The sequence below is a fragment of the Psychrobacter sp. 1U2 genome (assembly GCF_051847575.1).
Window position 1 is genome coordinate 1 of sequence record NZ_JBPYDC010000022.1, and the last position, 21,105, is coordinate 21,105.

15 protein-coding genes are annotated in these 21,105 nt (G+C 45.3%); 3 read left to right on the top strand and 12 right to left on the bottom strand.

The window, feature by feature from the left end:
• Window positions 1-88: IS3 family transposase (locus ACS8FD_RS10485; RefSeq protein WP_439275833.1), on the top strand; the 88-nt coding region annotated here is incomplete at its 5' end.
• A 101-nt stretch (window positions 89-189) separates the two neighbouring features.
• On the opposite strand, the gene ACS8FD_RS10490 is transcribed toward ACS8FD_RS10485, so the two are convergent.
• The 12 genes from ACS8FD_RS10490 to ACS8FD_RS10545 all read right to left on the bottom strand — a co-directional run bounded on the left by ACS8FD_RS10490 (window position 190) and on the right by ACS8FD_RS10545 (window position 15,719).
• Window positions 190-1,851 (bottom strand): BCCT family transporter, encoded by a 1,662-nt coding sequence (locus ACS8FD_RS10490; protein WP_439275794.1) that lies wholly within the window; start codon window positions 1,849-1,851, stop codon window positions 190-192.
• Window positions 1,852-2,105: 254 nt separating this feature from the next.
• On the bottom strand, window positions 2,106-3,755 hold the full coding sequence (locus ACS8FD_RS10495; RefSeq protein WP_439275795.1) for a BCCT family transporter: 1,650 nt from the start codon (window positions 3,753-3,755) through the stop codon (window positions 2,106-2,108).
• A gap of 148 nt (window positions 3,756-3,903) precedes the next feature.
• On the bottom strand, window positions 3,904-5,124 hold the full coding sequence (locus tag ACS8FD_RS10500; RefSeq protein WP_439275834.1) for a PQQ-dependent sugar dehydrogenase: 1,221 nt from the start codon (window positions 5,122-5,124) through the stop codon (window positions 3,904-3,906).
• Between the two features lie 182 nt (window positions 5,125-5,306).
• Entirely contained in the window at window positions 5,307-7,904 is a 2,598-nt protein-coding gene (clpB, locus tag ACS8FD_RS10505) for an ATP-dependent chaperone ClpB (protein WP_439275796.1), read from the bottom strand.
• A 312-nt stretch (window positions 7,905-8,216) separates the two neighbouring features.
• Complete coding sequence (locus ACS8FD_RS10510) at window positions 8,217-8,786, bottom strand: L,D-transpeptidase family protein (RefSeq protein WP_439275797.1); 570 nt, start codon at window positions 8,784-8,786, stop codon at window positions 8,217-8,219.
• Between the two features lie 96 nt (window positions 8,787-8,882).
• Window positions 8,883-9,668, bottom strand: a complete 786-nt coding sequence (locus ACS8FD_RS10515; RefSeq protein ID WP_439275798.1) for an SDR family NAD(P)-dependent oxidoreductase — start codon at window positions 9,666-9,668, stop codon at window positions 8,883-8,885.
• A 57-nt stretch (window positions 9,669-9,725) separates the two neighbouring features.
• The gene (locus ACS8FD_RS10520) at window positions 9,726-11,399 is read right to left on the bottom strand and encodes an AMP-binding protein (RefSeq protein WP_439275799.1); all 1,674 of its coding nucleotides are present in this window, start codon (window positions 11,397-11,399) and stop codon (window positions 9,726-9,728) included.
• Window positions 11,400-11,538: 139 nt separating this feature from the next.
• Complete coding sequence (locus ACS8FD_RS10525) at window positions 11,539-12,672, bottom strand: DNA topoisomerase IB (protein ID WP_439275800.1); 1,134 nt, start codon at window positions 12,670-12,672, stop codon at window positions 11,539-11,541.
• A gap of 191 nt (window positions 12,673-12,863) precedes the next feature.
• The gene (ppnP, locus tag ACS8FD_RS10530) at window positions 12,864-13,148 is read right to left on the bottom strand and encodes a pyrimidine/purine nucleoside phosphorylase (protein ID WP_439275801.1); all 285 of its coding nucleotides are present in this window, start codon (window positions 13,146-13,148) and stop codon (window positions 12,864-12,866) included.
• A gap of 55 nt (window positions 13,149-13,203) precedes the next feature.
• Window positions 13,204-14,299 (bottom strand): peptide chain release factor 2 gene (gene prfB, locus ACS8FD_RS10535; protein ID WP_439275802.1). Its coding sequence is split into 2 segments (ribosomal slippage): window positions 13,204-14,226 and window positions 14,228-14,299, totalling 1,095 coding nucleotides; the frame shifts between segments, so codons are not numbered across the junction.
• Between the two features lie 76 nt (window positions 14,300-14,375).
• Window positions 14,376-15,083: an HAD family hydrolase gene (locus tag ACS8FD_RS10540; RefSeq protein ID WP_439275803.1), complete on the bottom strand. Its 708-nt coding sequence runs from the start codon at window positions 15,081-15,083 to the stop codon at window positions 14,376-14,378.
• A gap of 99 nt (window positions 15,084-15,182) precedes the next feature.
• Window positions 15,183-15,719 (bottom strand): gamma carbonic anhydrase family protein, encoded by a 537-nt coding sequence (locus tag ACS8FD_RS10545; protein ID WP_439275804.1) that lies wholly within the window; start codon window positions 15,717-15,719, stop codon window positions 15,183-15,185.
• A gap of 668 nt (window positions 15,720-16,387) precedes the next feature.
• Here ACS8FD_RS10545 and carA point away from each other — a divergent pair.
• Both carA and carB read left to right on the top strand, forming a co-directional pair.
• Window positions 16,388-17,623, top strand: coding sequence for a glutamine-hydrolyzing carbamoyl-phosphate synthase small subunit (carA, locus tag ACS8FD_RS10550; protein ID WP_439275835.1), 1,236 nt, complete (start codon window positions 16,388-16,390; stop codon window positions 17,621-17,623).
• Between the two features lie 188 nt (window positions 17,624-17,811).
• Window positions 17,812-21,066, top strand: a complete 3,255-nt coding sequence (gene carB, locus ACS8FD_RS10555) for a carbamoyl-phosphate synthase large subunit (RefSeq protein ID WP_439275805.1) — start codon at window positions 17,812-17,814, stop codon at window positions 21,064-21,066.
• Window positions 21,067-21,105: the final 39 nt, after the last annotated feature.

Below are 21,105 nucleotides of genomic sequence, written 5' to 3' on the forward strand. Positions count from 1 at the left end.
GTATATGCATTATTACAATCATGAGCGTATTCAACTTAAACTAAAAGGACTGAGTCCTGTGCAATACAGAACTCAGTACTTGTTATAAAATAAACCGTCCAACATTTGGGGGTCAGTTCAGCTTAATGAATAAGCTAGGGCTTTTCTTACTTATTTTTAATGTATCTACAACAGCAGATTAAATATACTCTACTTATCTTTAGGCTCGACGATCAGATCAGGTGGACCGGTTAACAGATCTTCATCACGGAACTCATTGGCTGAGTTATGATCCGCTGACTCCTCAGTCGTAAACCATTGCTGATTACGGTACAGAATCAAATGATCTCGGCTCAAACCACGCAGCAATGAATACATCATAATCATAATCACGATAGCAAACGGAAAGCCTGAAACAATCGATGCCGCTTGCAAAGCGCCTAAACCACCAGCTGCTAAGAGTACCGCTGCGATAACACCTTCAGTACCTGCCCAGAATAAACGCTGGATCTTTGGCGGATTGGTATCACCACCAGAGGTCAACATATCGATGACGAAACTAGCAGAATCTGATGAGGTCACAAACCACAGAACAATCATGATCACAATAAGTAGATTAACCGCTGCAGTTAATGGATACGACTCCATTAGCTTAAAGATAGCGCTACCGGTATCAGCTTTTACCGCTTCAATTAGGCCAGGGCTTGCCATATTTGGATCAGCGGCTGCCATCAATTCCATATGTACTGCTGAGCCACCAAAAGCGGTGAACCATAAGAAAAGAATAGTAATGGGAATTAATAACACGCCCAAAATAAACTCGCGTATGGTACGGCCACGTGAGATACGAGCGACAAATACGCCAACGAAAGGTGACCAACTGATCCACCATGCCCAGTAGAAGATAGTCCAAGATGACTGCCAGTTTTCTTGGCCTTCATAAGACTCCGTCCAAAGACCTAAAGGAATCACTTGATGCAAGTAATTACCAACGTTTTCAACGAAACTGTTAAAAATAAACTGCGTCGGACCTAAGATAATCACGAAGCTGAGCAAGATGACCGTAAATAAGATATTAATGTCACTTAAGCGCTTAATACCTTTATCTAAGCCCAAAAACAGCGACATGCCTGCCAATACGGTAATCACAGCAATCAGAATGATTTGTACGGTGATATTATTGGGAATACCAAATAGCGTATCCAGACCTGAGTTAATCTGTAACACCCCTAGGCCAAGCGTAGTCACAACCCCAAACATCGTTCCAAATACTGCTAGCGTATCTACCGTATGACCCATAGGTCCATAGATTTTTTTGCCGAGCAAAGGATAAAGCGTTGAGCGAATAGCTAAAGGTAGACCGACCCGATAATGGAAATAAGCCAAAGCTAAAGCGACGATACCGTAGATGGCCCAAACATGAAACCCATAATGCAAAAATGAGATATTCATTGCAAGTTTAGCGGCCTCAACACTCTCAGGCGTTCCTAATGGCGGTGCCATAAAGTGATATAGCGGCTCAGCAGTACCCCAATATAGCAAGCCAATACCGATACCCGCTGAAAATAGCATACCAATCCATGAGACTATATTATACTCGGGCCTCTCAGTTTGGTGACCTAGTCTGATATCGCCATAACGGCTAAATATCATATAAATACTCATAACTAAGGCCAAATTCACCACGACGATAAAAAACCAGCCAAAGCGCAACGAGACAAAAGCTTTTGCATCGTTAAAGACTACTTCAGCCTGTTCATTAAACAAAGCGCCAAAAATAATAAACACTAAAATCAAAATAGCCGAGGTCAAGAACACAGGTTTACTTACCCGTGGAAAAGGGCCTAAGCGGCCAACTTTTACATGATCCATAGAGTTTCCAAAGTTTAAAATTGCGTCACCTTACCAAGATATAGGGTAATTATCAAATGCAATACTAAAAACACAGTTATTAATATACGAAAATAATCTAGAAATAATCAAGGGTATTTTGTTATAGGTAATGATATTTCGAGCGCTAAAATTTGATGAATAGTCTATATTTGCATTTATAGTTGGCATAAAAAAAGTCTCAACCTACCTAAAGATTGAGACTGACAACGAATTTTTTCATGCTTAACTAGAGGCTAATCGCCTTTGACAATCTTTGGCGGTCCTTTGAGTAAGTGCTCATCGGTAAACTCACTAGCTGAGTTATGATCGGCTGACTCGTCGGTAATAAAGCGCTGCTGAGCGCGATACAGTATTAAACGATCTCGGCCCAAACCTCGCAGTAACGCATACATCATCACAAATATAACAAAGGCAAACGGTAGTCCTGCGACGATAGCCGCAGCTTGCAATGCACCCAAGCCACCTGCTGCAAGTAATATCGCGGCGATAAGACCTTGCATAATTGCCCAAAACAGACGCTGAATCTTCGGTGGATTGGTTTCGCCGCCCGCCGTCAACATGTCAATGACAAAATTTGCTGAGTCCGATGAGGTCACAAACCATAAAACAATCATAATCACGATTAAAAAAGTAATCGGCTGAGTTAATGGATAGTACTCAACCAGCTTAAAGATAGCGCTACCGACATCCGCTTGCACGGCTTCCACCAATCCTGGACTAGCTATGGCTGGATCTAAACCTGCCAATAGCTCCATGTGTATTCCCACACCGCCAAAGGTAGTAAACCAGAAGAATAAAATTGTCATAGGGATCAGTAACACCCCTAGCACGAATTCACGTATGGTACGACCACGGCTAATACGAGCAATAAACACCCCTACAAACGGCGACCAGCTTACCCACCATGCCCAATAAAATATAGTCCAAGCACCCTGCCAATCGGTACCGCTATAAGCTTCGCCCCAGGTAGATAAAGGCACAAGCGCGGTGAGGTAGTTACCGATGTTTTCGATAAAACTATCAAAAATAAATAGGGTTGGGCCTAAAATCACCATAAAGGCGAGTAGCACACCGGTGAAGCCCATATTGATATCGCTTAAGCGCTTGATACCTTTATCCAGTCCTAGCATCAGTGAACCGCAAGCTAGCGCTGTCACAAAAGCAATAGTAATGAACTGTACGGTTATATTGTTTGGTATGCCAAATAGATTCTCAAGACCGGAGTTAATCTGCATCACGCCAAGACCTAAGGAGGTCACAACGCCAAACATAGTACCAAAAACCGCTAAGATATCAACGGTATGGCCCCAACGTCCATAAATTTTTTGACCAAGAATAGGATATAAAGTCGAGCGAATAGAGAGTGGCAGACCGCGTCTAAAATGAAAATACGCCAACGCTAACGCGACGATAGTATAGATAGCCCAAGCATGTAAGCCCCAATGCAAAAACGAGATATTCATCGCTTGTTTGGCAGTCTCTAAGGTTTCAGCTTCACCAAGTGGTGGCGCCATATAGTGATACAAGGGTTCTGCGGTTCCCCAATAGACCAGTCCTATACCAATCCCTGCCGAAAACAGCATGCCTATCCACGAGAACAGAGTATACTGCGGTCGTTCGGTTTGATTGCCTAACCGAATGTCGCCATAACGACTGGCTGCTAAATATATACAAAATATTAAAGCCACATTGACCAGTATAATAAACAACCAGCCAAAATTACTGGTAATAAAGCTTTGTAAGAAGGTAAAGAGCGCCCCTGCAGTCTCAGTAAAAAATGCCCCAAAAATGATAAAACCGACAATTAAAATACCTGACGTGATGAAGACAGGCTTATTGACCCTCGGAAAAGGGCCTAACCTTTCAACCTTAACATGATCCATTGTTTTCATAACCTTAGTTTTTTAGAAGCATTACTTTAACAAAACAACTCTTTGTTATCAATAAATTACGCAATACGTTCGAATTGTAAGACGCTAGAATCATTGCCAGTTAGCCTTATTAATAAGTGCTTTAGATTTGACTTAAACCTCAATCAGGTATCAGCTTTAACAGCTTACTACTGGTGCCGTCCTCTAATAAATACACTTCGCCATCGATGCTCAATACGCTACGAATGCGCGCGCCCATGTCATAGCGATAGCGCTCCGCCGCTCGCTCATCATCCATCGCTACTACTATTAGAGCTTTTGAAGACAAGCCACTGATTAAAGCGTTACTCTCCCAAGCTGGGAAATCATTGTGACTGCCGACAGAATAAATACTCATTGATGAAGGCGAGATGACCGGCGTCCAGCTCACTTTAGGAGTGGCAAACTCAGGACGGGTGTCGTGATCTGGAATATCTGTACCTGAGTAATTACGGCCATTAGAGACAAGCGGCCAGCCGTAGTTATCCCCCTTTTTGATTAAGTTAAACTCATCACCGCCTCTTGGCCCCATTTCATGCTGCCAAAGCCTGCCTTTATCATCAAAGGCCATGCCAAGCACATTGCGATGACCGGTAGTCCAAAACTGTTGACTGATGCCCGTGTTATCAGCGTAAGGATTATCAGTCGGCACTGAACCATCAAGATGTAAGCGGATAATCTTGCCTAAATTCACACTCATATCTTGCGCTGGATCCTTTTTTTGCCGATCCCCTGAGCTAACATATAGATAACGTCCATCGGGAGAGAACAATAAACGATGACTATAATGACCTTGACCTTCAACTTTTGGCACTTGCTGCCAGATCGATGTGATCGCTTGTAAGCTTGGCTTAGCGGTATCCAACCCGGTTAGCTTAGCCTTGATAACTTTTGCGCCGTAGGTACCGCTCTCACCACCTGTACCCGCTTCGACATAGCTGATATATACATTATTAGTGGTGGCAAAATCTGGCGCTAGAATAATGTCGCCAAGTCCACCCTGGCCGCCATAACCGACTTTTGGTAGGCCTGTGACTTGCGCTTTCTCGCCTGTCGCAGTATCGACGATAAATAGCTCGCCTGTTTTTTGCGTGACTAATAATTTCGGCTCAGCGCTATTTGAGTTTTTAGGTAACGCTGTCATCGCCCAAGGCTCATCAAAAGTCGCTATCGCTTGCGTGGTAAAGCTGGGCTTGCTATCTTCTGCTTGCTCGCTAGTACTGGCTTTTTTTGTATTTGCTGTCGCAGTCGTTGGTTCTGAACAAGCGGCAGTGCTAAATAGTAATACGGTTATAGTCAGCGGTAAGCTAATTAGGCCGTATTTATTTCTTAGGCTATCCATTAACATAGTCTTAATCCTTTGAATTTTTAGTCTAATTTTGATTTATGGCTAATGTCTGTCTGCTAATATAGCAAGCTTCAGGTCGCTCCGAACAGAAATTATGCAATAAAAAACCCTTTATCTACTATGGCAGATAAAGGGTTAGTTTTGCTTAGAAATTACCTCTCAATTCAAAATGTTCATTAGCTCATTCTAAGCTTATCAAAAGTCAATCTATCATCTGGACCAACATCGACCTTGATGATATCGCCAGCGACAAAATCACCTGCTAGTAGTTTTAGTGATAGTGGGTTTTCGATCTCTTGCTGGATAGCACGTTTCAGCGGGCGTGCGCCATACACAGGATCGTAACCTACCGCTACTAACTGGCTCATCGCTTCGTCGGATAACGTAATACTCAGCTCACGCTCTTGCAAGCGATCGCGTAGACGCTCCATTTGAATATCAGCGATACCCGCCATTTGCGACTGTCCTAGCGCATGGAATACCACGATCTCATCGATACGGTTGACGAACTCTGGACGGAAATGCTCGCCGACTGAATCCATAACCTCCGACTTAATATCGTCATAGCTCTCGCCAACCATCTCTTGAATCTTATGCGAGCCCAAGTTACTAGTCATGATAATCACAGTATTTTTGAAGTCTACCACGCGACCTTGCGAGTCGGTCAAGCGGCCATCATCGAGCACTTGCAACAGAATATTAAACACATCAGGATGGGCTTTTTCGACCTCATCGAAGAGCACGACGCTATAAGGCTTACGCCGTACCGCTTCGGTCAGAGTACCGCCTTCTTCATAACCTACGTAGCCTGGAGGCGCACCAACCAGACGGCTAACGCTATGCTTCTCCATATACTCACTCATATCAATACGAACCAGAGCATCTTCACTATCAAATAAGAAATTCGCTAGTGACTTAGTCAGCTCAGTCTTACCCACACCCGTTGGCCCAAGGAATAAAAACGAGCCTGAAGGACGGTTCGGATCAGACAGCCCAGCTCGGCTACGACGTACCGCATTGGCTACTGACTCGACCGCTTCATCCTGTCCGATGACACGCTCATGCAGCTTATCTTCCATTGCTAGTAGCTTATCGCGCTCGCCTTGCATCATTTTACTGACCGGAATACCGGTCGCCGCGCTGACGACTTCGGCAATCTCATTATCGGTAACTTTTGTGCGCAGCAGCTTACCGCCTATCGCATCATCTGCTTGCTCTTCTTGTTCCGCCAAATCTGACTCGGTGATACGGCGCTCAAGCTGCGGAATGGTCTCATATTGCAAGCGGCTCATGGTCTCGTAATCGCCTTCTCGGCTTGCTTTATCATAGGCGATACGTGCTTTGTCGAGCTCGTCTTTAAGCTGTTGAGAACCTTTGACGAGCGCCTTCTCCGCTTGCCAGATTTCATTCAAATCAGCGTATTCTTTCTCAAGCGCTTCAATCTGCTGATTGAGCACCTTACGCTCCGCTTGCGCGCCAGCGTCTTCTTCGTTTTTGAGCACTTCGCGCTGCATCTTGAGCTGGATCAGACGGCTATCAAGCTTGCCTAAAGCTTCAGGCTTACTATCCATCTCCATGCGCAGACGGCTTGCCGCCTCGTCAACTAAGTCAATAGCTTTATCTGGCAGTTTGCGATCGGTAATATAACGATGACTCATGCGCGCCGCGGCAATAATAGCACTGTCTTGAATATCGACCCCGTGATGCAGCTCATAACGCTCTTTGAGACCACGTAGGATAGCAATAGTGTCTTCAACGCTCGGCTCATCAACGAGCACTTTTTGGAAACGGCGCTCAAGAGCCGCGTCTTTTTCGATATACTTGCGGTACTCATCTAGAGTTGTCGCGCCAACGCAGTGCAGCTCACCGCGAGCAAGCGCAGGCTTTAGCATATTACCCGCGTCCATTGCGCCATCGGCTTTACCCGCACCGACCATCGTATGCAGCTCATCGATAAATAAGATGACGTTACCTTCTTGCTTGGCCAAATCACTAAGTACGCCTTTGAGTCGCTCTTCAAACTCACCGCGGAACTTAGCACCGGCAATTAGCGCGCCCAAATCTAGCGATAGCACTTCTTTATGACGTAGACCTTCCGGCACATCGCCGTTGATAATTTTTTGCGCAAGACCCTCAACAATAGCGGTTTTACCGACGCCTGGCTCACCGATGAGCACGGGGTTGTTTTTGGTCCGGCGCGAGAGCACTTGAATGGTACGGCGTATTTCTTCATCACGGCCGATGACCGGATCGAGCTTACCCATCTCGGCTTGTTCAGTTAGATTGATAGTATATTTATTGAGCGCGTCGCGTTGATCTTCAGCGTTTTGATTATTGACAGTTTCATCACCGCGTAGCTGCTCAATTACTGTCTTGAGCTTATCTGCGGTAACCCCAGCACTCTCAAATATCTTTTTGGTCTCGCCTTGTTCTGCCAGTGCCAATAGCACCCATTCGGTCGCGATAAAATCATCGCCTTCTTTTTGTGCTTGGCGATCGGCTAAGTTCAAAATCTTTACCGAGTTTGGGTTTAGATTGACGTCGCCTGTTGGATCGCTGATAGTAGCCTGATTATCAAGCGCTTTAGCTACACCGTTCTTGAGCGCTGGAATAGATGCGCCCGCCTGCTGGCAAATCGATATATTTGACTCATCTTGCAATAACACCGCTAATAAATGCACCGGATCGATACCGGTATTATCACGGCCCAATGCCAGACTTTGTGCCTCTTGAATAGCCGACTGCAGCTTTTGAGTGAATTTCTCAAATCTCATATTTTTATCCTTTGATAATTTATCATAGCAACGAGCTTTTATAAGTATTAGGGTAGCCCGTTTGCCTTTGGTTGCTATCTATATAAGGTATAGTGACAGTCATTTCAAGCGAAAAAAATAAAAACCTTACTAATAGCAATGATATAAAGACTTGTTTATTAATAAGTATTTATTAGTGCTATTTCAAGAAGCTTTTTTGAGAAATTTCGGAAAAAGTCATTCTATAAATAAATGTTTAGCGCACATAAAAAAGCGCTTGCTCTATCAAGAACAAACGCTATAACTAGCTAATGAGACGATAAAAAAGCTAAGCTACTCTACAATTTCAATCGGCATCCCTGCTTTATAAATACTCATAATCTCATCCATCTCATCATCAGTCACGGCAATGCAGCCATCCGTCCAATCGCGCTGCTGCGTAATAGGAGCCAAATGACCAAGACCATTTTTTTGTCCATGAATCATAATATCACCACCCGCACTAACCCCACGCTTCTTTGCTTGAGCTTTATCAGCAGCATTGGGATAACTGACGTGGATGGAGCGATAGTAGCTAGAGTTTTCATTTTTATAATCGAGAATATAGCTCCCTGTCGGCGTGCGCTCGTCGCCTTCTTGGCGCTTATGTCCTACTGGACTATCCCCTAAAGCAATATGATACGTTTTGATCACTTTATCTGCGCTCAATAGCTTTAATACCCGCTCGGACTTATCGACATAAACTTTATCGATAGTGACATCTGCAGGTATAGCTTGATTATGCTTAACACCACTTTTTGCCAAGGCCAGTGCATTCACACTGATCAGGCCAGTGAGTATAAGCGCCAGCATAGCTAAAACGGAGAGTTTGTGTTTTCGGGAGTTTAAGCGGGAAAACGACATAGAAACTGCTTCTTATTAAGTGAACTTAGTCACAAGATAACAGATCTCTATGTCAATATTGTGCAGAAATTATGAATAGAAGAAGAGCTAAAGGTATTAGACCATACGAATTGCCCCATCTAAACGTATCACTTCACCGTTGAGATAGCCATTATCGATTATATGCATCGCTAGTTTAGCAAACTCCTCTGGCGCGCCCAAACGCTTAGGATAAGGCACTGCTGCTTCCAGTTGTTCGCGAGCTTTTTCTGGGATACTATGCATCATTGGCGTCGCAAACACCCCCGGCGCTATCGTCATCACGCGAATGCCATGACGAGTCAACTCACGCGCCAGAGGTAACATCATACCGACAACGCCTGCCTTGGATGACGCGTAACTGGCCTGCCCTACTTGCCCATCAAAAGCTGCAATAGACGCTGTATTAATAATAATACCGTTATCAGTGTTTTGCGCACTATCAGCGTTGGTATTAGCGGCGACACGCTTAGCAATACTGGCCGCCACCAAACGCGCAACATTGAACGAGCCGACTTGATTGATAGTCACGCCGCGTGTGAACGCTTCTAGATCTGCTGGGTTATTCTCGCGGTCGAGTAGCTTTTGTACTACGGCGATACCTGCGCAGTTGATAGAGCCTTGCAGACTACCAAAGTCCGTCTCAGCGATATCCACTGCCGCTTGTACGTCATCGCCGCTGGTAACATCACAGCGCACAAAGCGCACATTGTCGCCAAGCTCACGGGCTAAAGCTGTTCCCGTCTCTTCATTGAGATCGGCGATAACAACTTTGCCGCCTTGCGCAGTGATAGCGCGAACTACTGCCTCGCCTAGCCCTGAAGCGCCGCCGGTGACTAAAAAACTATTACCTTGTATTTGCATAGATCTTCCTTAATTATTTTTGAATTTTATTCTCAGTGAGTTTACCTAGTCGATCGTTCAGCTGTCGGCTAAGCTACGTAATAAAAAACGCTGTATTTTGCCACTCGGCGTTTTAGGCAAGGAATCCACAAATTCGACCTGACGAGGATAAGCATGAGCGGATAGGCGCTCTCTTACCAAGGCTTTAATTTGTTCTGAAAGCTCATCATTACCTTCGACACCTTCTTTTAGTACCACATAAGATTTTATAATATGACCTCGTGCCTCATCAGCAATGCCGACTGCCGCTGACTCAGCAACGGCTTCGTGTTCTAGTACCGTGTTTTCTACATCCGTTGGTCCTACGCGATAACCGGCAGTGGTGATAATATCATCGTCACGGCCAGAGAACCAATAAGTACCATCACTATGGCGTTCAACCACATCGCCAGTCAGATAGTAATCATCAACGAAAGCTTGCTTCTCATTCCAACTATAACCCCGAAAATAAAAGGCCGGCGACTGACTGACTACTACGGCCAGTTGTCCTTGCTCGCCATCAGGGAGCACTTGCATATCCTCATCTAATACGACTAAGCGGTGACCAGGCAGCGCCATTCCCATCGAACCTACTGGACACTTATGATGTAGGGCATGATGCTCGCAGCAAGTCATGCCAGTCTCCGTCTGTCCGTACTGATCACAAACTTTGCAGCCTAGATGGCTCTCAACCCAACCAACTACCTCGGTATTCAAAGTCTCGCCTGCAGAGTTGGCGACGCGTAATGAAGGTTGCTCATCGTTATCATCATCAGACGTTCTTTTAAAAACACCACTCGACTTCATCATGCGAAAAGCAGTTGGTGATGAGGCTAAATTCGTAATGTTGTGACGCAGCATAAAGTCGCGGGTATCAGTAGCATCGAAGCCTGCCTCATTAAAATGAGTGGTCATACCCAATAATAAGGGCCCAGTAATCGCATAATAAAGACCATAAGCCCAGCCCGGATCAGCCATGTTCCAATAATTATCAGACTCTTGTAAGTCAATCGCATAACGCATATAAAGATAAAATGCTGGCAGCGCGGCTAACGGTACGCTGACGCCTTTAGACTTACCTACTGTACCGGAGGTAAACATTTGCAGAAAGGGCGCGTCAGTATCTAAGACTACTGGCTCAAAGCTTTGCGCTTGCTGGGCGACACTCTCATTATAATCATCTTCAGGCCACTTTTGGGCTTCATCCCTCTTCCTAACTAGCACCATCTTTGCCTGCTGCGCTAAGTCGGCAAACTTACTACGGTTGTCACTGTTGGTAAATACGACTTTGGTTTTGGCTTTATTCATTCGATACTTAATCGAATCATAGCCAAAGGCGGTAAATAACGGCTGATAGACTGCCCCAATGCGCCAAGTAGCAAGCACAATAATCAGTAGTTCGGGGGTGCGAGGCAACATAGTAGCGACTTGATCACCTACTTTTACGCCATAAGACTGTAATAGATTGGCCACTTGCGCACTGGCTTTATCGAGCTCATCGAAGCTGATACGAGTAATGTTATTAGCAGTATCTTCGTGTACTAGTGCTATCTTGTTGCCTTGTCCTGCTCGAATATGACGACCACAACAAGCCATGTAGGCATTGAGACGATCCTCCGGATAACCGCCAAATATTTCTGTCAGCAGTGACGACATATTGAAGGTATTATAATACTCGTAATAGTCTTTTGAGGAAGAAGTGATTGAGGTCATAAGCTAATCCTTTAGCAGTAGCCGACAAGCGCGTAGGCTTGAGCGATCATTATTAAAAGTTATAAGCTACGAAGTACTTTGGCATACTTTGATAACTTGCTCTATTAGTAACGCATTTCTAGTTTTATTTCAACAAGCCCTACTCTAAGCCATGCAAAAAACTCAGCAGCGCTTTTTCTTCTACGCTTTGATATTGCCTAGTGCGCCCCTGCCGAGCTTTTTTGTAGGCATCAAAAAACTCTCCTGCCAAGAATTTCTCGATAATGACAGGGTTGATATAAGAGGAGCGACAGACGCTTGGCGTATTGCCTAACTCTTCAGCGACATCTTTGACCATTTCGGTGACTAATGTTTGCCGCAGCTGACTATCAGGCGCGCTCGCTAGAATCTCTTCGCCGTTACCGTTTTGTAGCTCATCATATAAATAACTAGCTGCCAGCACACTGGCCATCCAAGTGCGAAAGTCTTTAGCGCTATAGAGCCTGCTCACGCAGTCCGAGGCAGCCTTGCCATCCTCACATAGATGCAGGCGTAGATATTCATTAATATCGGCGCTATCAACCACGCATTTGTCGCCATTATCATCTAAGTACTTAAAAATCTGGTAGCCAGGCAGCTCAGAGCAAGCCTGCACAATATTAATGAGGCGCTCGTCTTGCAATTCAATATGATGCGCTTTGGCACTTTTGCCGACGAAATCGAAGGCCAAGCCATTCTCTGTTTCACTCACATGCTTACTGCGCAGTGTGCTAAGGCCATAGCTTTTATTAAGCTTAGCATAGCGACTATTGCCAATGCGGATCAAAGTCGTTTCTAGCAATTTGACTACCGCAGCGAGCACATTATCATGTGATAAAGTCTCAGCTTCTAAATCCTTTTCGACTTGCGCGCGCAAATTAGGCAAGGCGGTGGCAAAGCCTCTCATCGCCTCAAATTTGGCTTGATCGCGGACGCTATCCCACAGCTCATGATACAGATACTGCTTACGCGCCTTATCATCACGCCCTGTTGATTGTAGATGACCGTTTTCATGTTGGCATATCCACACCTCAGACCACATTGGTGGAATCACCAAAGCCTCAAAACGTTGGCGCAAAGCTTTGTCTTTGACAGTCTTGCCTGCCTCATCACGATAAGTAAAGCCGCGTCCGTGACGGCGACGCTCAAATCCTGGCTCCTCATCGCTGACATAGCGCAGTTTTGCTTGCTTGGCTAAGCGCTCATAATCATGACGAAGATCTTCAAGCGTGGCATCTTTGGCTGTTTTGGCCATAAGTTAAAATCCTTAATATTTATCATTACTTAAGTCAATTACTAAGGCTTAAGCATAATTAATTAAAGGTGTTTTTACTGTTAAATTGACGCCGATAATGTATGACGCTGTGTAAAAGCTAGCCATAAAAAAACGCCAAGCATAAACTTAGCGTTTTTTATAATGATAATAAGAGTCTTGCTTAGAATGCTCTATTTGCCATACATGCAAAGATAAGCGGTCTCGACTTCGACTTTCACATTGAATTTTTGGTTAGCTTCAACGGTGAACTGCTCGCCCGCCTTAAAAGTCTGCCAGTCATCGCTATCTGGCAGCTTTACGGTGAGTGCCCCACTCACTACACTCATCGTTTCAAATTCGCTAGTACCAAACTCGTACTCGCCTATCTCCATAACACCAACGGTGGCAGGAAGTGTGGCCGTTTGAAAAGCAATGGAGGTGACTTTATCATCGAAATAACTATTTACGCTTGGCATTGTTTTTCCTTAAGTAAGCATTTAATTTTAATATAGTTCAACCTATAAACTGAATTTACAATCCTGCTTTGAGACTCGCTTCAATAAACTGATCAAGATCGCCGTCCAGCACCGCACCTGTATTGAAAGTCTCCACCCCAGTACGCAAGTCTTTAATCCGCGAGTCATCGAGCACATAAGAGCGAATTTGACTGCCCCAGCCAACATCAGATTTATTGTCTTCCACCGCTTGCTGGCTCTCCATGCGCTTTTGCATCTCAAGCTCATAGAGCTTAGCGCGTAGCATTTTCATCGCCGTGGCTTTATTACCATGTTGGCTACGCTCGTTCTGACAAGTGACCACCACACCGCTTGGCTCATGGGTGATACGCACCGCAGAGTCTGTGGTGTTGACATGCTGACCACCGGCACCGGATGAGCGATAAGTATCGATACGCAAATCGGCAGGATTGATATCGATGTCGATATCGTCGTCAATCTCAGGCGAGACAAAAACCGCAGCAAAAGAAGTATGACGGCCGTTATTACTATCAAAGGGTGACTTGCGTACTAAGCGATGCACGCCAATCTCGGTACGCAGCCAACCAAAGGCATAATCGCCTTTGATCTCGATAGTGGCAGACTTAATACCAGCCACGCTGCCAGAGGACACCTCAATCACCTCAACCTTAAAGCCGTGCGCCTCCGCCCAGCGCGTGTACATACGTAATAGCATCTCCGCCCAATCTTGCGCCTCTGTACCGCCGCTACCCGACTGGATATCTAGATAGCAATTGTTCGGGTCCATCTCACCGCTAAACATCCGGCGGAACTCCAAATCAGCGACGCGTTTTTCGGCACTATCAAGCTCGCTTTGTACATCTTTAAGCAAGGATTCATCATCCGCTTCCACCGCAAGCTCTAACATCGCTGCCGCATCTGCTAACGTCGTTTCAAGTGACACTACCACCTCAATGACACTATCGAGCTGACTTTTTTCTTTACTGATTTTGGTGGCGCGTTCCGGATCGTTCCATAGTTCCGGACTCTCCATCTCTAAATTGACTTCCTCAAGACGCTCTTGCTTACCATCGAAGTCAAAGATACCTCCGCAGGTCCTGTCCACGCTCGGATAAGTCTTTAATTTGCTCTTGGTACGGATTAATTTCCATTAGTTTTCCTGTGTTTTTGAAAGGTATATAATTTTGGAGTTTAACAATTGAATAGCGTCAAAACACTTTAATAGCGCTAAATCGACCAATCTTCAACCGCCCAGCGATGCGCCAACGCGTGCGCGTGTAAAGCCTTATCAGGCGACACACAAACGGCAATATCTGCCCATTCTAATAGCGGAATGTCATTCTTAGAATCAGAATAAGCATACGTTTTGTCAAAGCTGATACCGTCTCGCTGCTTTTTATCGAGCCATTTATCAAGATGATAAATCTTACCTTCTTTGAAATTCGGCTTATCGGTGAGTTTTCCGGTATAGCGCTCATCTTTAATCTCAAGCGGCGTCGATAATACATTGGCAGACTCGATACCAAAACGCTGAGCGATAGCCGATACCACAAAATTATTGGTCGCTGAAATAATCACTACTTCATGACCAAGCTCCACGTGCTCACACAACACCTCCATTGCTTTTGGGCGAATGTGCGGCTCAATTTCTGTTTTTATATAGTCTTCACGTAATTTATCAAGCCTGTCCATCGGTAAGCTGCTCAAAAACTGTGCGACAAACTCATTATACTCCGTCGCATCTAAGGTACCTTCTATATAGTCATTATAAAACTTCTGATTGGCGGTACGATACTCGGCCTCATCCACCAAACCATGTTTAACGATATACTCTCCCCATAAATAGTCGCTATCGACATCGAGCAAAGTATGATCTAAATCAAACAAAGCTAATGTCCGATTGGTCGAAGAGATTGGGGTAGAAGGTTTATTCATAATACATACTCGCTGAGGATAAAGGGTTACGCCCTAACATAAGAGCGCTTGCTTACTATTAAGGCTATTTAAGCTTCTTGTTTTAAATGGATGTAAAGCTTATTCAGGCGCTTGCATTTCAGTCAGGCCCGTTTTGAACTTTTGGCAGCGATCTGCGTAGTGCATAGCGGATAGCTTAAGCATAGCGGCTTGCTCATTAGTCAAAGTCTTAACTACTTTGGCCGGCGCGCCCATCACTAATGAATTATCTGGAATTTCTTTACCTTCGGTGACCAAAGCCTTAGCGCCGATAATACAGTTTTTGCCAATCTTGGCTTTATTTAATACCACCGCACCGATACCAATCAGGCTGTTATCGCCGATCTCACAGCCGTGCAACATCGCTAAATGCCCAATAGTGACATAATCGCCGATTTTGACTTCGATACCCGCATCAGTGTGAATCACACTGTTTTCTTGCACATTACTATAGTCACCGATATGAATACGCTCGTTATCACCGCGAATCACCGCACCGAACCAAACGCTGGCTTGATGACCTAAATAAACATCACCAATGACTCGCGCCGTATCGGCAACCCAGCCATTAAAAGGGGCGGCAAACTCAGGTTTTTTTTCTAAATACTGATAAATCATAACTTATCCTTGTTTATATTATAGTTGTGTTATCGTCCATAAGAGACAGTTTTCATAGGCTGATTATAAGCAGCAAACCTTTGGCCTATTAGCATTGACTTTTTTGTAGAGCGGCTTTTGAAACGCGAAATCATTTGGAGCAGTAGGTAGTAAAAACACCTACTGCAAAGGCAATCCATTGTGGCAAAGCTATCGCTGAAAATCCAGCCGTTTTATAAGTATATTATTTGCCCTTTTGCATACTAAGCTTGTAAATCCATAATATTTTTATTTCTGCTTAGGCTATTTTACAGTTTAAACTTCTATTCATCTGCACTTTTTATCTACACTTTGTACCGCTAATTTAGCCGTAGCATCACTACTGAAACTATAATTTAAAGAATCCTTATGATTACCTATCGTTAATTGTAAATGAGTCTAGCTATCTGCCTGGTTTTTTTATATAATGCTCAAAATCTGTGCCTAAGCGAGTGGACATGATGTAAGTTACTCTTCACCAACATGTGAATTAAGTATCTTTTCATCTATTTGTCTTCTCGCTTTTTTGTGGAAAAATTTTGGCTGTATATGGTTTTATAACGCTTTGAATCAGCATAAATTATCGATTATTCGCTGAAATAATGACCACAAATAGTAGAGCATTCATCATCAATAGCGGAGGCAAATCCTTGAATTCATCGACGACAACACAAGCAATTTTGGCATTAGCAGATGGGACGATTTTTCGAGGTGTCAGTATTGGTAGTTCTGGTCACAGGGTCGGTGAAGTGGTCTTCAATACCGCGATGACAGGCTACCAAGAAATCCTAACCGATCCAAGCTATGCGCGTCAATTAGTCACCCTCACCTATCCTCATATTGGCAATACTGGCACCAACTCTGAGGACAGCGAATCTAGCAATACCAATAATAAAGTCTGGGCGGAAGGTCTTATCATTCGTGATGCGACTTTAACCACTTCAAACTTTCGCAACTCTGAATCACTAACCGATTATCTAAAACGCAATGATACCGTCGCTATTGCTGAGATCGATACTCGTCAGCTGACGCGTATTTTGCGTGAAAAGGGCGCGCAGAACGGCTGTATTATGACCGCGTCGAACGGCATTGAGGTCAGTCAAGATGATGAGCAACAAGCCATACAGCTGGCTAAAGCATTCGCCGGCCTAAAAGGCATGGACTTAGCAAAAGAAGCCAGTCATCCTGAAGGCTTTGAATGGACAGCGGGCACTTGGGAGTTATCAGATACCTTGCTCAATCGTGATGCACCCGGTAGTCATGACAGCGGTACGGGTGGATTTTTCAAACAACTAGGCACGCATATCGAGCACAAATATGACGTCGTCGCTTACGACTTTGGCACGAAGACTAATATCTTACGTATGCTGGTGGATCGCGGCTGTAAAGTAACAGTGGTTCCTGCACAAACGCCGATCGCAGACGTCCTTGCAATGAATCCAGACGGTATCTTTTTATCAAATGGCCCAGGAGATCCTGCCGCCTGTGGCTACGCTATCGATAGCGTGCGTCACATCATTGAAGAGACGGATATTCCAACCTTCGGTATTTGCTTAGGGCATCAGCTGGTTGGGCTGGCTAGCGGCGCGAATACGATTAAGATGAAAACCGGCCATCACGGCGCAAATCATCCCGTACAAGACCTTGAGACAAGCGCTGTAATGATTACCAGCCAGAATCATGGTTTCGCAATCGATGAAGACACTTTGCCTGATAATGTAAAATCAACGCATCGCTCTTTGTTTGATGGTACTAACCAAGGCATTGAGCTGACCAACAAGCCGGTCTTTAGTTTCCAAGGACATCCTGAAGCGAGTCCTGGCCCTCATGACGCGGCTGAGCTGTTTGACAAGTTTGCAGCTATGATGGAAAAGGCTAAGGCTTAATAGGCCGCCCCACCCTTAGTGTAAGCATAAGAGTAAGCATAGATAGTTAACCTTAAGAATAAACGATCTAGGCGCTAAGACTCATCATAGCGCCTAAAATGGCAGCAGCTAATAATTCTTAAAACCAATTGTAAATTGTAGTAAGCACCTGAAAATTCTAATCCGCCAAAATAGGACTTAAAAACATTATGCCAAAACGTACCGACATAAAAAGCATTCTTATCATTGGCGCAGGCCCTATCGTTATCGGTCAAGCATGCGAGTTTGACTACTCAGGCGCACAAGCGTGTAAGGCCTTACGCGAAGAAGGTTACCGCGTTATCTTAGTCAACTCAAACCCTGCCACTATCATGACCGATCCAGTCATGGCGGACGCCACTTACATAGAGCCCATCACTTGGCAAACCGTTGAGCAAATTATTGATAAAGAGCGCCCTGATGCGATTTTGCCAACGATGGGCGGTCAAACGGCGCTCAATTGTGCACTAGAGCTAGATCGTAACGGTGTGTTAGAAAAATACGGCTGTGAGCTGATTGGCGCAACCAAAGATGCAATTGAAATGGCAGAAGACCGCGACTTATTTGACAAGGCTATGAAACGTATTGGCCTAGAATGTCCACGCGCTGAGATTGCTGAAACGATGGAAGAGGCTTTTGCCACCCAAGAGAAAATGGGCTATCCGTGTATCATTCGTCCTTCTTATACCATGGGCGGCTCCGGCGGCGGTATCGCTTATAACCGCGAAGAGTTCATCGAGATATGTGAACGCGGCTTTGACTTATCCCCTACTCATCAGCTGCTTATCGATGAATCGCTAATTGGCTGGAAAGAGTACGAAACCGAAGTCGTGCGTGATAAAAACGACAACTGCATCATTATCTGTACCATTGAGAACTTTGATCCGATGGGTGTGCATACCGGCGACTCTATCACGGTCGCGCCGGCGCAAACCTTGACTGATAAAGAATATCAAATCATGCGTAATGCCTCATTGGCAGTACTACGTGAGATTGGTGTTGAGACTGGCGGCTCTAACGTGCAGTTCGGTATTAATCCAAAAAATGGTCGCATGGTCGTCATTGAGATGAACCCGCGCGTCTCGCGTTCCTCAGCGCTAGCGTCAAAAGCCACGGGCTTCCCGATTGCCAAAATCGCTGCCAAACTAGCCGTAGGTTATACTCTTGACGAGCTGCAAAATGACATCACCGGCGGTGCCACTCCTGCCAGCTTCGAGCCGACGCTGGATTATGTTGTTACCAAGATACCGCGCTTTAACTTTGAGAAGTTCCCGCAAGCGGACAATATCCTATCGACGCAGATGAAATCGGTTGGTGAAGTGATGGCTATCGGCCGTAACTTCCAAGAGTCTATGCAAAAAGCACTACGCGGCCTCGAGACTGGCGCAGACGGCTTCGATGAGCAAATCGACTTAGCGGTAGTGAAACCAGAAAAAGCGCGTAGCGAGATTATTAATCGTTTGACTGTACCAACTCCCGATCGCATCTTCTATATCGGCGATGCCTTTCGTATCGGTATGAGCGTGGAAGAAGTATTTAAATTCACTAACGTCGATCCTTGGTTCTTGGTACAAATCGAAGATATTATCAAAACTGAAGAAAACGTAAAAGCGCTTGGCTTTGGCGATTTAAATGAGCAGAATTTACGTAGTTTTAAGCGTAAAGGCTTATCAGATCTGCGCTTAGCTAAACTACTAGGCATCTCACAAAAGCAATTACGCGCTAAGCGCTGGGATTTAAATATCCATCCGGTTTATAAACGCGTTGATACCGCAGCAGCAGAGTTTGCTACTAGCACCGCCTATATGTACTCAAGCTACGATAGCGAGTGTGAAGCTGAACCCACTGACAACAAGAAAATCATGGTCATCGGCGGCGGTCCTAACCGTATCGGTCAAGGTATCGAGTTTGATTATTGCTGTGTCCATGCAGCGCTTGCCATGCGTGAAGATGGTTACGAGACCATTATGGTCAACTGTAACCCTGAGACCGTTTCCACTGACTATGACACCTCAGACCGTCTCTATTTTGAGTCTATTACGCTAGAGGACGTATTAGAAATTGTGCGGATCGAGCAGCCTGATGGTGTTATCGTGCAGTTCGGTGGGCAAACACCGCTGAAACTCGCCCGCGCTCTAGAAGAAGCTGGCGTCAAAATCATCGGTACTAGCCCTGACGCTATCGACCGCGCTGAAGATCGTGAGCGCTTCCAGCACATGATTCAGCAGCTCGATCTAACCCAGCCGTCCAACGCGCTAGCCACTAGTCTTGAGGATGGCCTAATCAAAGCAAAAGACGTCGGCTATCCGCTAGTGGTACGCCCGTCTTACGTGCTCGGTGGACGCGCCATGGAGATCGTCTATAACGAAGACGAGCTCAAGCATTACCTGCGCACCGCGGTACAAGCGTCCAATGAAGCGCCGGTACTTCTCGATCGCTTCTTAGATGACGCGGTCGAAGTCGATGTCGATTGCGTCTGTGATGGCACAGATGTGGTGATCGGCGGTATCATGCAGCATATCGAACAAGCGGGCGTACACTCTGGTGACTCGGCCTGCTCATTACCGCCTTATTCATTGTCCGATGAGCTGTGTGATGTGATGCGCGAGCAGACCATTGCCATGGCAAAAGAGCTCGGCGTTATTGGCCTAATGAACGTGCAGTTTGCGGTCAAAGGCGAGACCGTTTATATTCTCGAGGTCAATCCACGCGCCGCGCGTACCGTACCTTTTGTCTCAAAATGTATCGGTACCTCGCTTGCGCAAGTAGCCGCTCGTTGCATGGCAGGTACATCATTGAAAGATCAAGGCTTTATGACCGAGATCAAACCTAATTTTTATGCAGTAAAAGAGTCGGTTTTCCCGTTTGCTAAGTTCCCGGGCGTCGATCCTATCTTAAGCCCTGAGATGAAGTCGACAGGTGAAGTGATGGGCATAGGCAAAACCTTTGGTGAAGCTTTTTATAAAGCGGTTATCGGTAGTAACGAGCGTCTGCCGGGTCTACCTACTGAAGATGAGACTAAAACTGTCTTTATTTCAGTACGAGACAGCGATAAAGAACAAATCGTCCCAGTCGCTCGTCAGCTACAAAACTATGGCTTTGAGATAGTGGCGACCACTGGCACACAAGCGGTATTGGCTGACAACGGCATTGACTGTAAGCAAATTAACAAAGTAACCGAAGGTCGCCCGCATATCGTTGATGCGGTCAAAAACGGCAAGATTGATTTGATCATCAATACCACTGAAGGCAAGCAAGCACAAGAGGACTCCTTCTCTATTCGCCGTAGTGCGCTACTAGGTAAGGTCTTCTATGTCACCACCTTAGGCGCCGCCGAAGCCGTTTGCAAATCTTACGCTATCGACTTGCCTTTCGATGTTTATAAGCTGCAAGACTTGCATGCGCAAGCTAAGCCTGTTGCTTAGTAGCGCTTGCGACCTGTATTTATATTCTATTGACTTGGC

Coding starts and splice junctions, on each gene's coding strand:
- ACS8FD_RS10490 (WP_439275794.1), bottom strand. CDS start 1,851: ATGGATCATGTAAAAGTTGGCCGCTTAGGCCCTTTTCCACGGGTAAGT.
- ACS8FD_RS10495 (WP_439275795.1), bottom strand. CDS start 3,755: ATGGATCATGTTAAGGTTGAAAGGTTAGGCCCTTTTCCGAGGGTCAAT.
- ACS8FD_RS10500 (WP_439275834.1), bottom strand. CDS start 5,124: ATGGATAGCCTAAGAAATAAATACGGCCTAATTAGCTTACCGCTGACT.
- clpB (WP_439275796.1), bottom strand. CDS start 7,904: ATGAGATTTGAGAAATTCACTCAAAAGCTGCAGTCGGCTATTCAAGAG.
- ACS8FD_RS10510 (WP_439275797.1), bottom strand. CDS start 8,786: ATGTCGTTTTCCCGCTTAAACTCCCGAAAACACAAACTCTCCGTTTTA.
- ACS8FD_RS10515 (WP_439275798.1), bottom strand. CDS start 9,668: ATGCAAATACAAGGTAATAGTTTTTTAGTCACCGGCGGCGCTTCAGGG.
- ACS8FD_RS10520 (WP_439275799.1), bottom strand. CDS start 11,399: ATGACCTCAATCACTTCTTCCTCAAAAGACTATTACGAGTATTATAAT.
- ACS8FD_RS10525 (WP_439275800.1), bottom strand. CDS start 12,672: ATGGCCAAAACAGCCAAAGATGCCACGCTTGAAGATCTTCGTCATGAT.
- ppnP (WP_439275801.1), bottom strand. CDS start 13,148: ATGCCAAGCGTAAATAGTTATTTCGATGATAAAGTCACCTCCATTGCT.
- ACS8FD_RS10540 (WP_439275803.1), bottom strand. CDS start 15,083: ATGAATAAACCTTCTACCCCAATCTCTTCGACCAATCGGACATTAGCT.
- ACS8FD_RS10545 (WP_439275804.1), bottom strand. CDS start 15,719: ATGATTTATCAGTATTTAGAAAAAAAACCTGAGTTTGCCGCCCCTTTT.
- carB (WP_439275805.1), top strand. CDS start 17,812: ATGCCAAAACGTACCGACATAAAAAGCATTCTTATCATTGGCGCAGGC.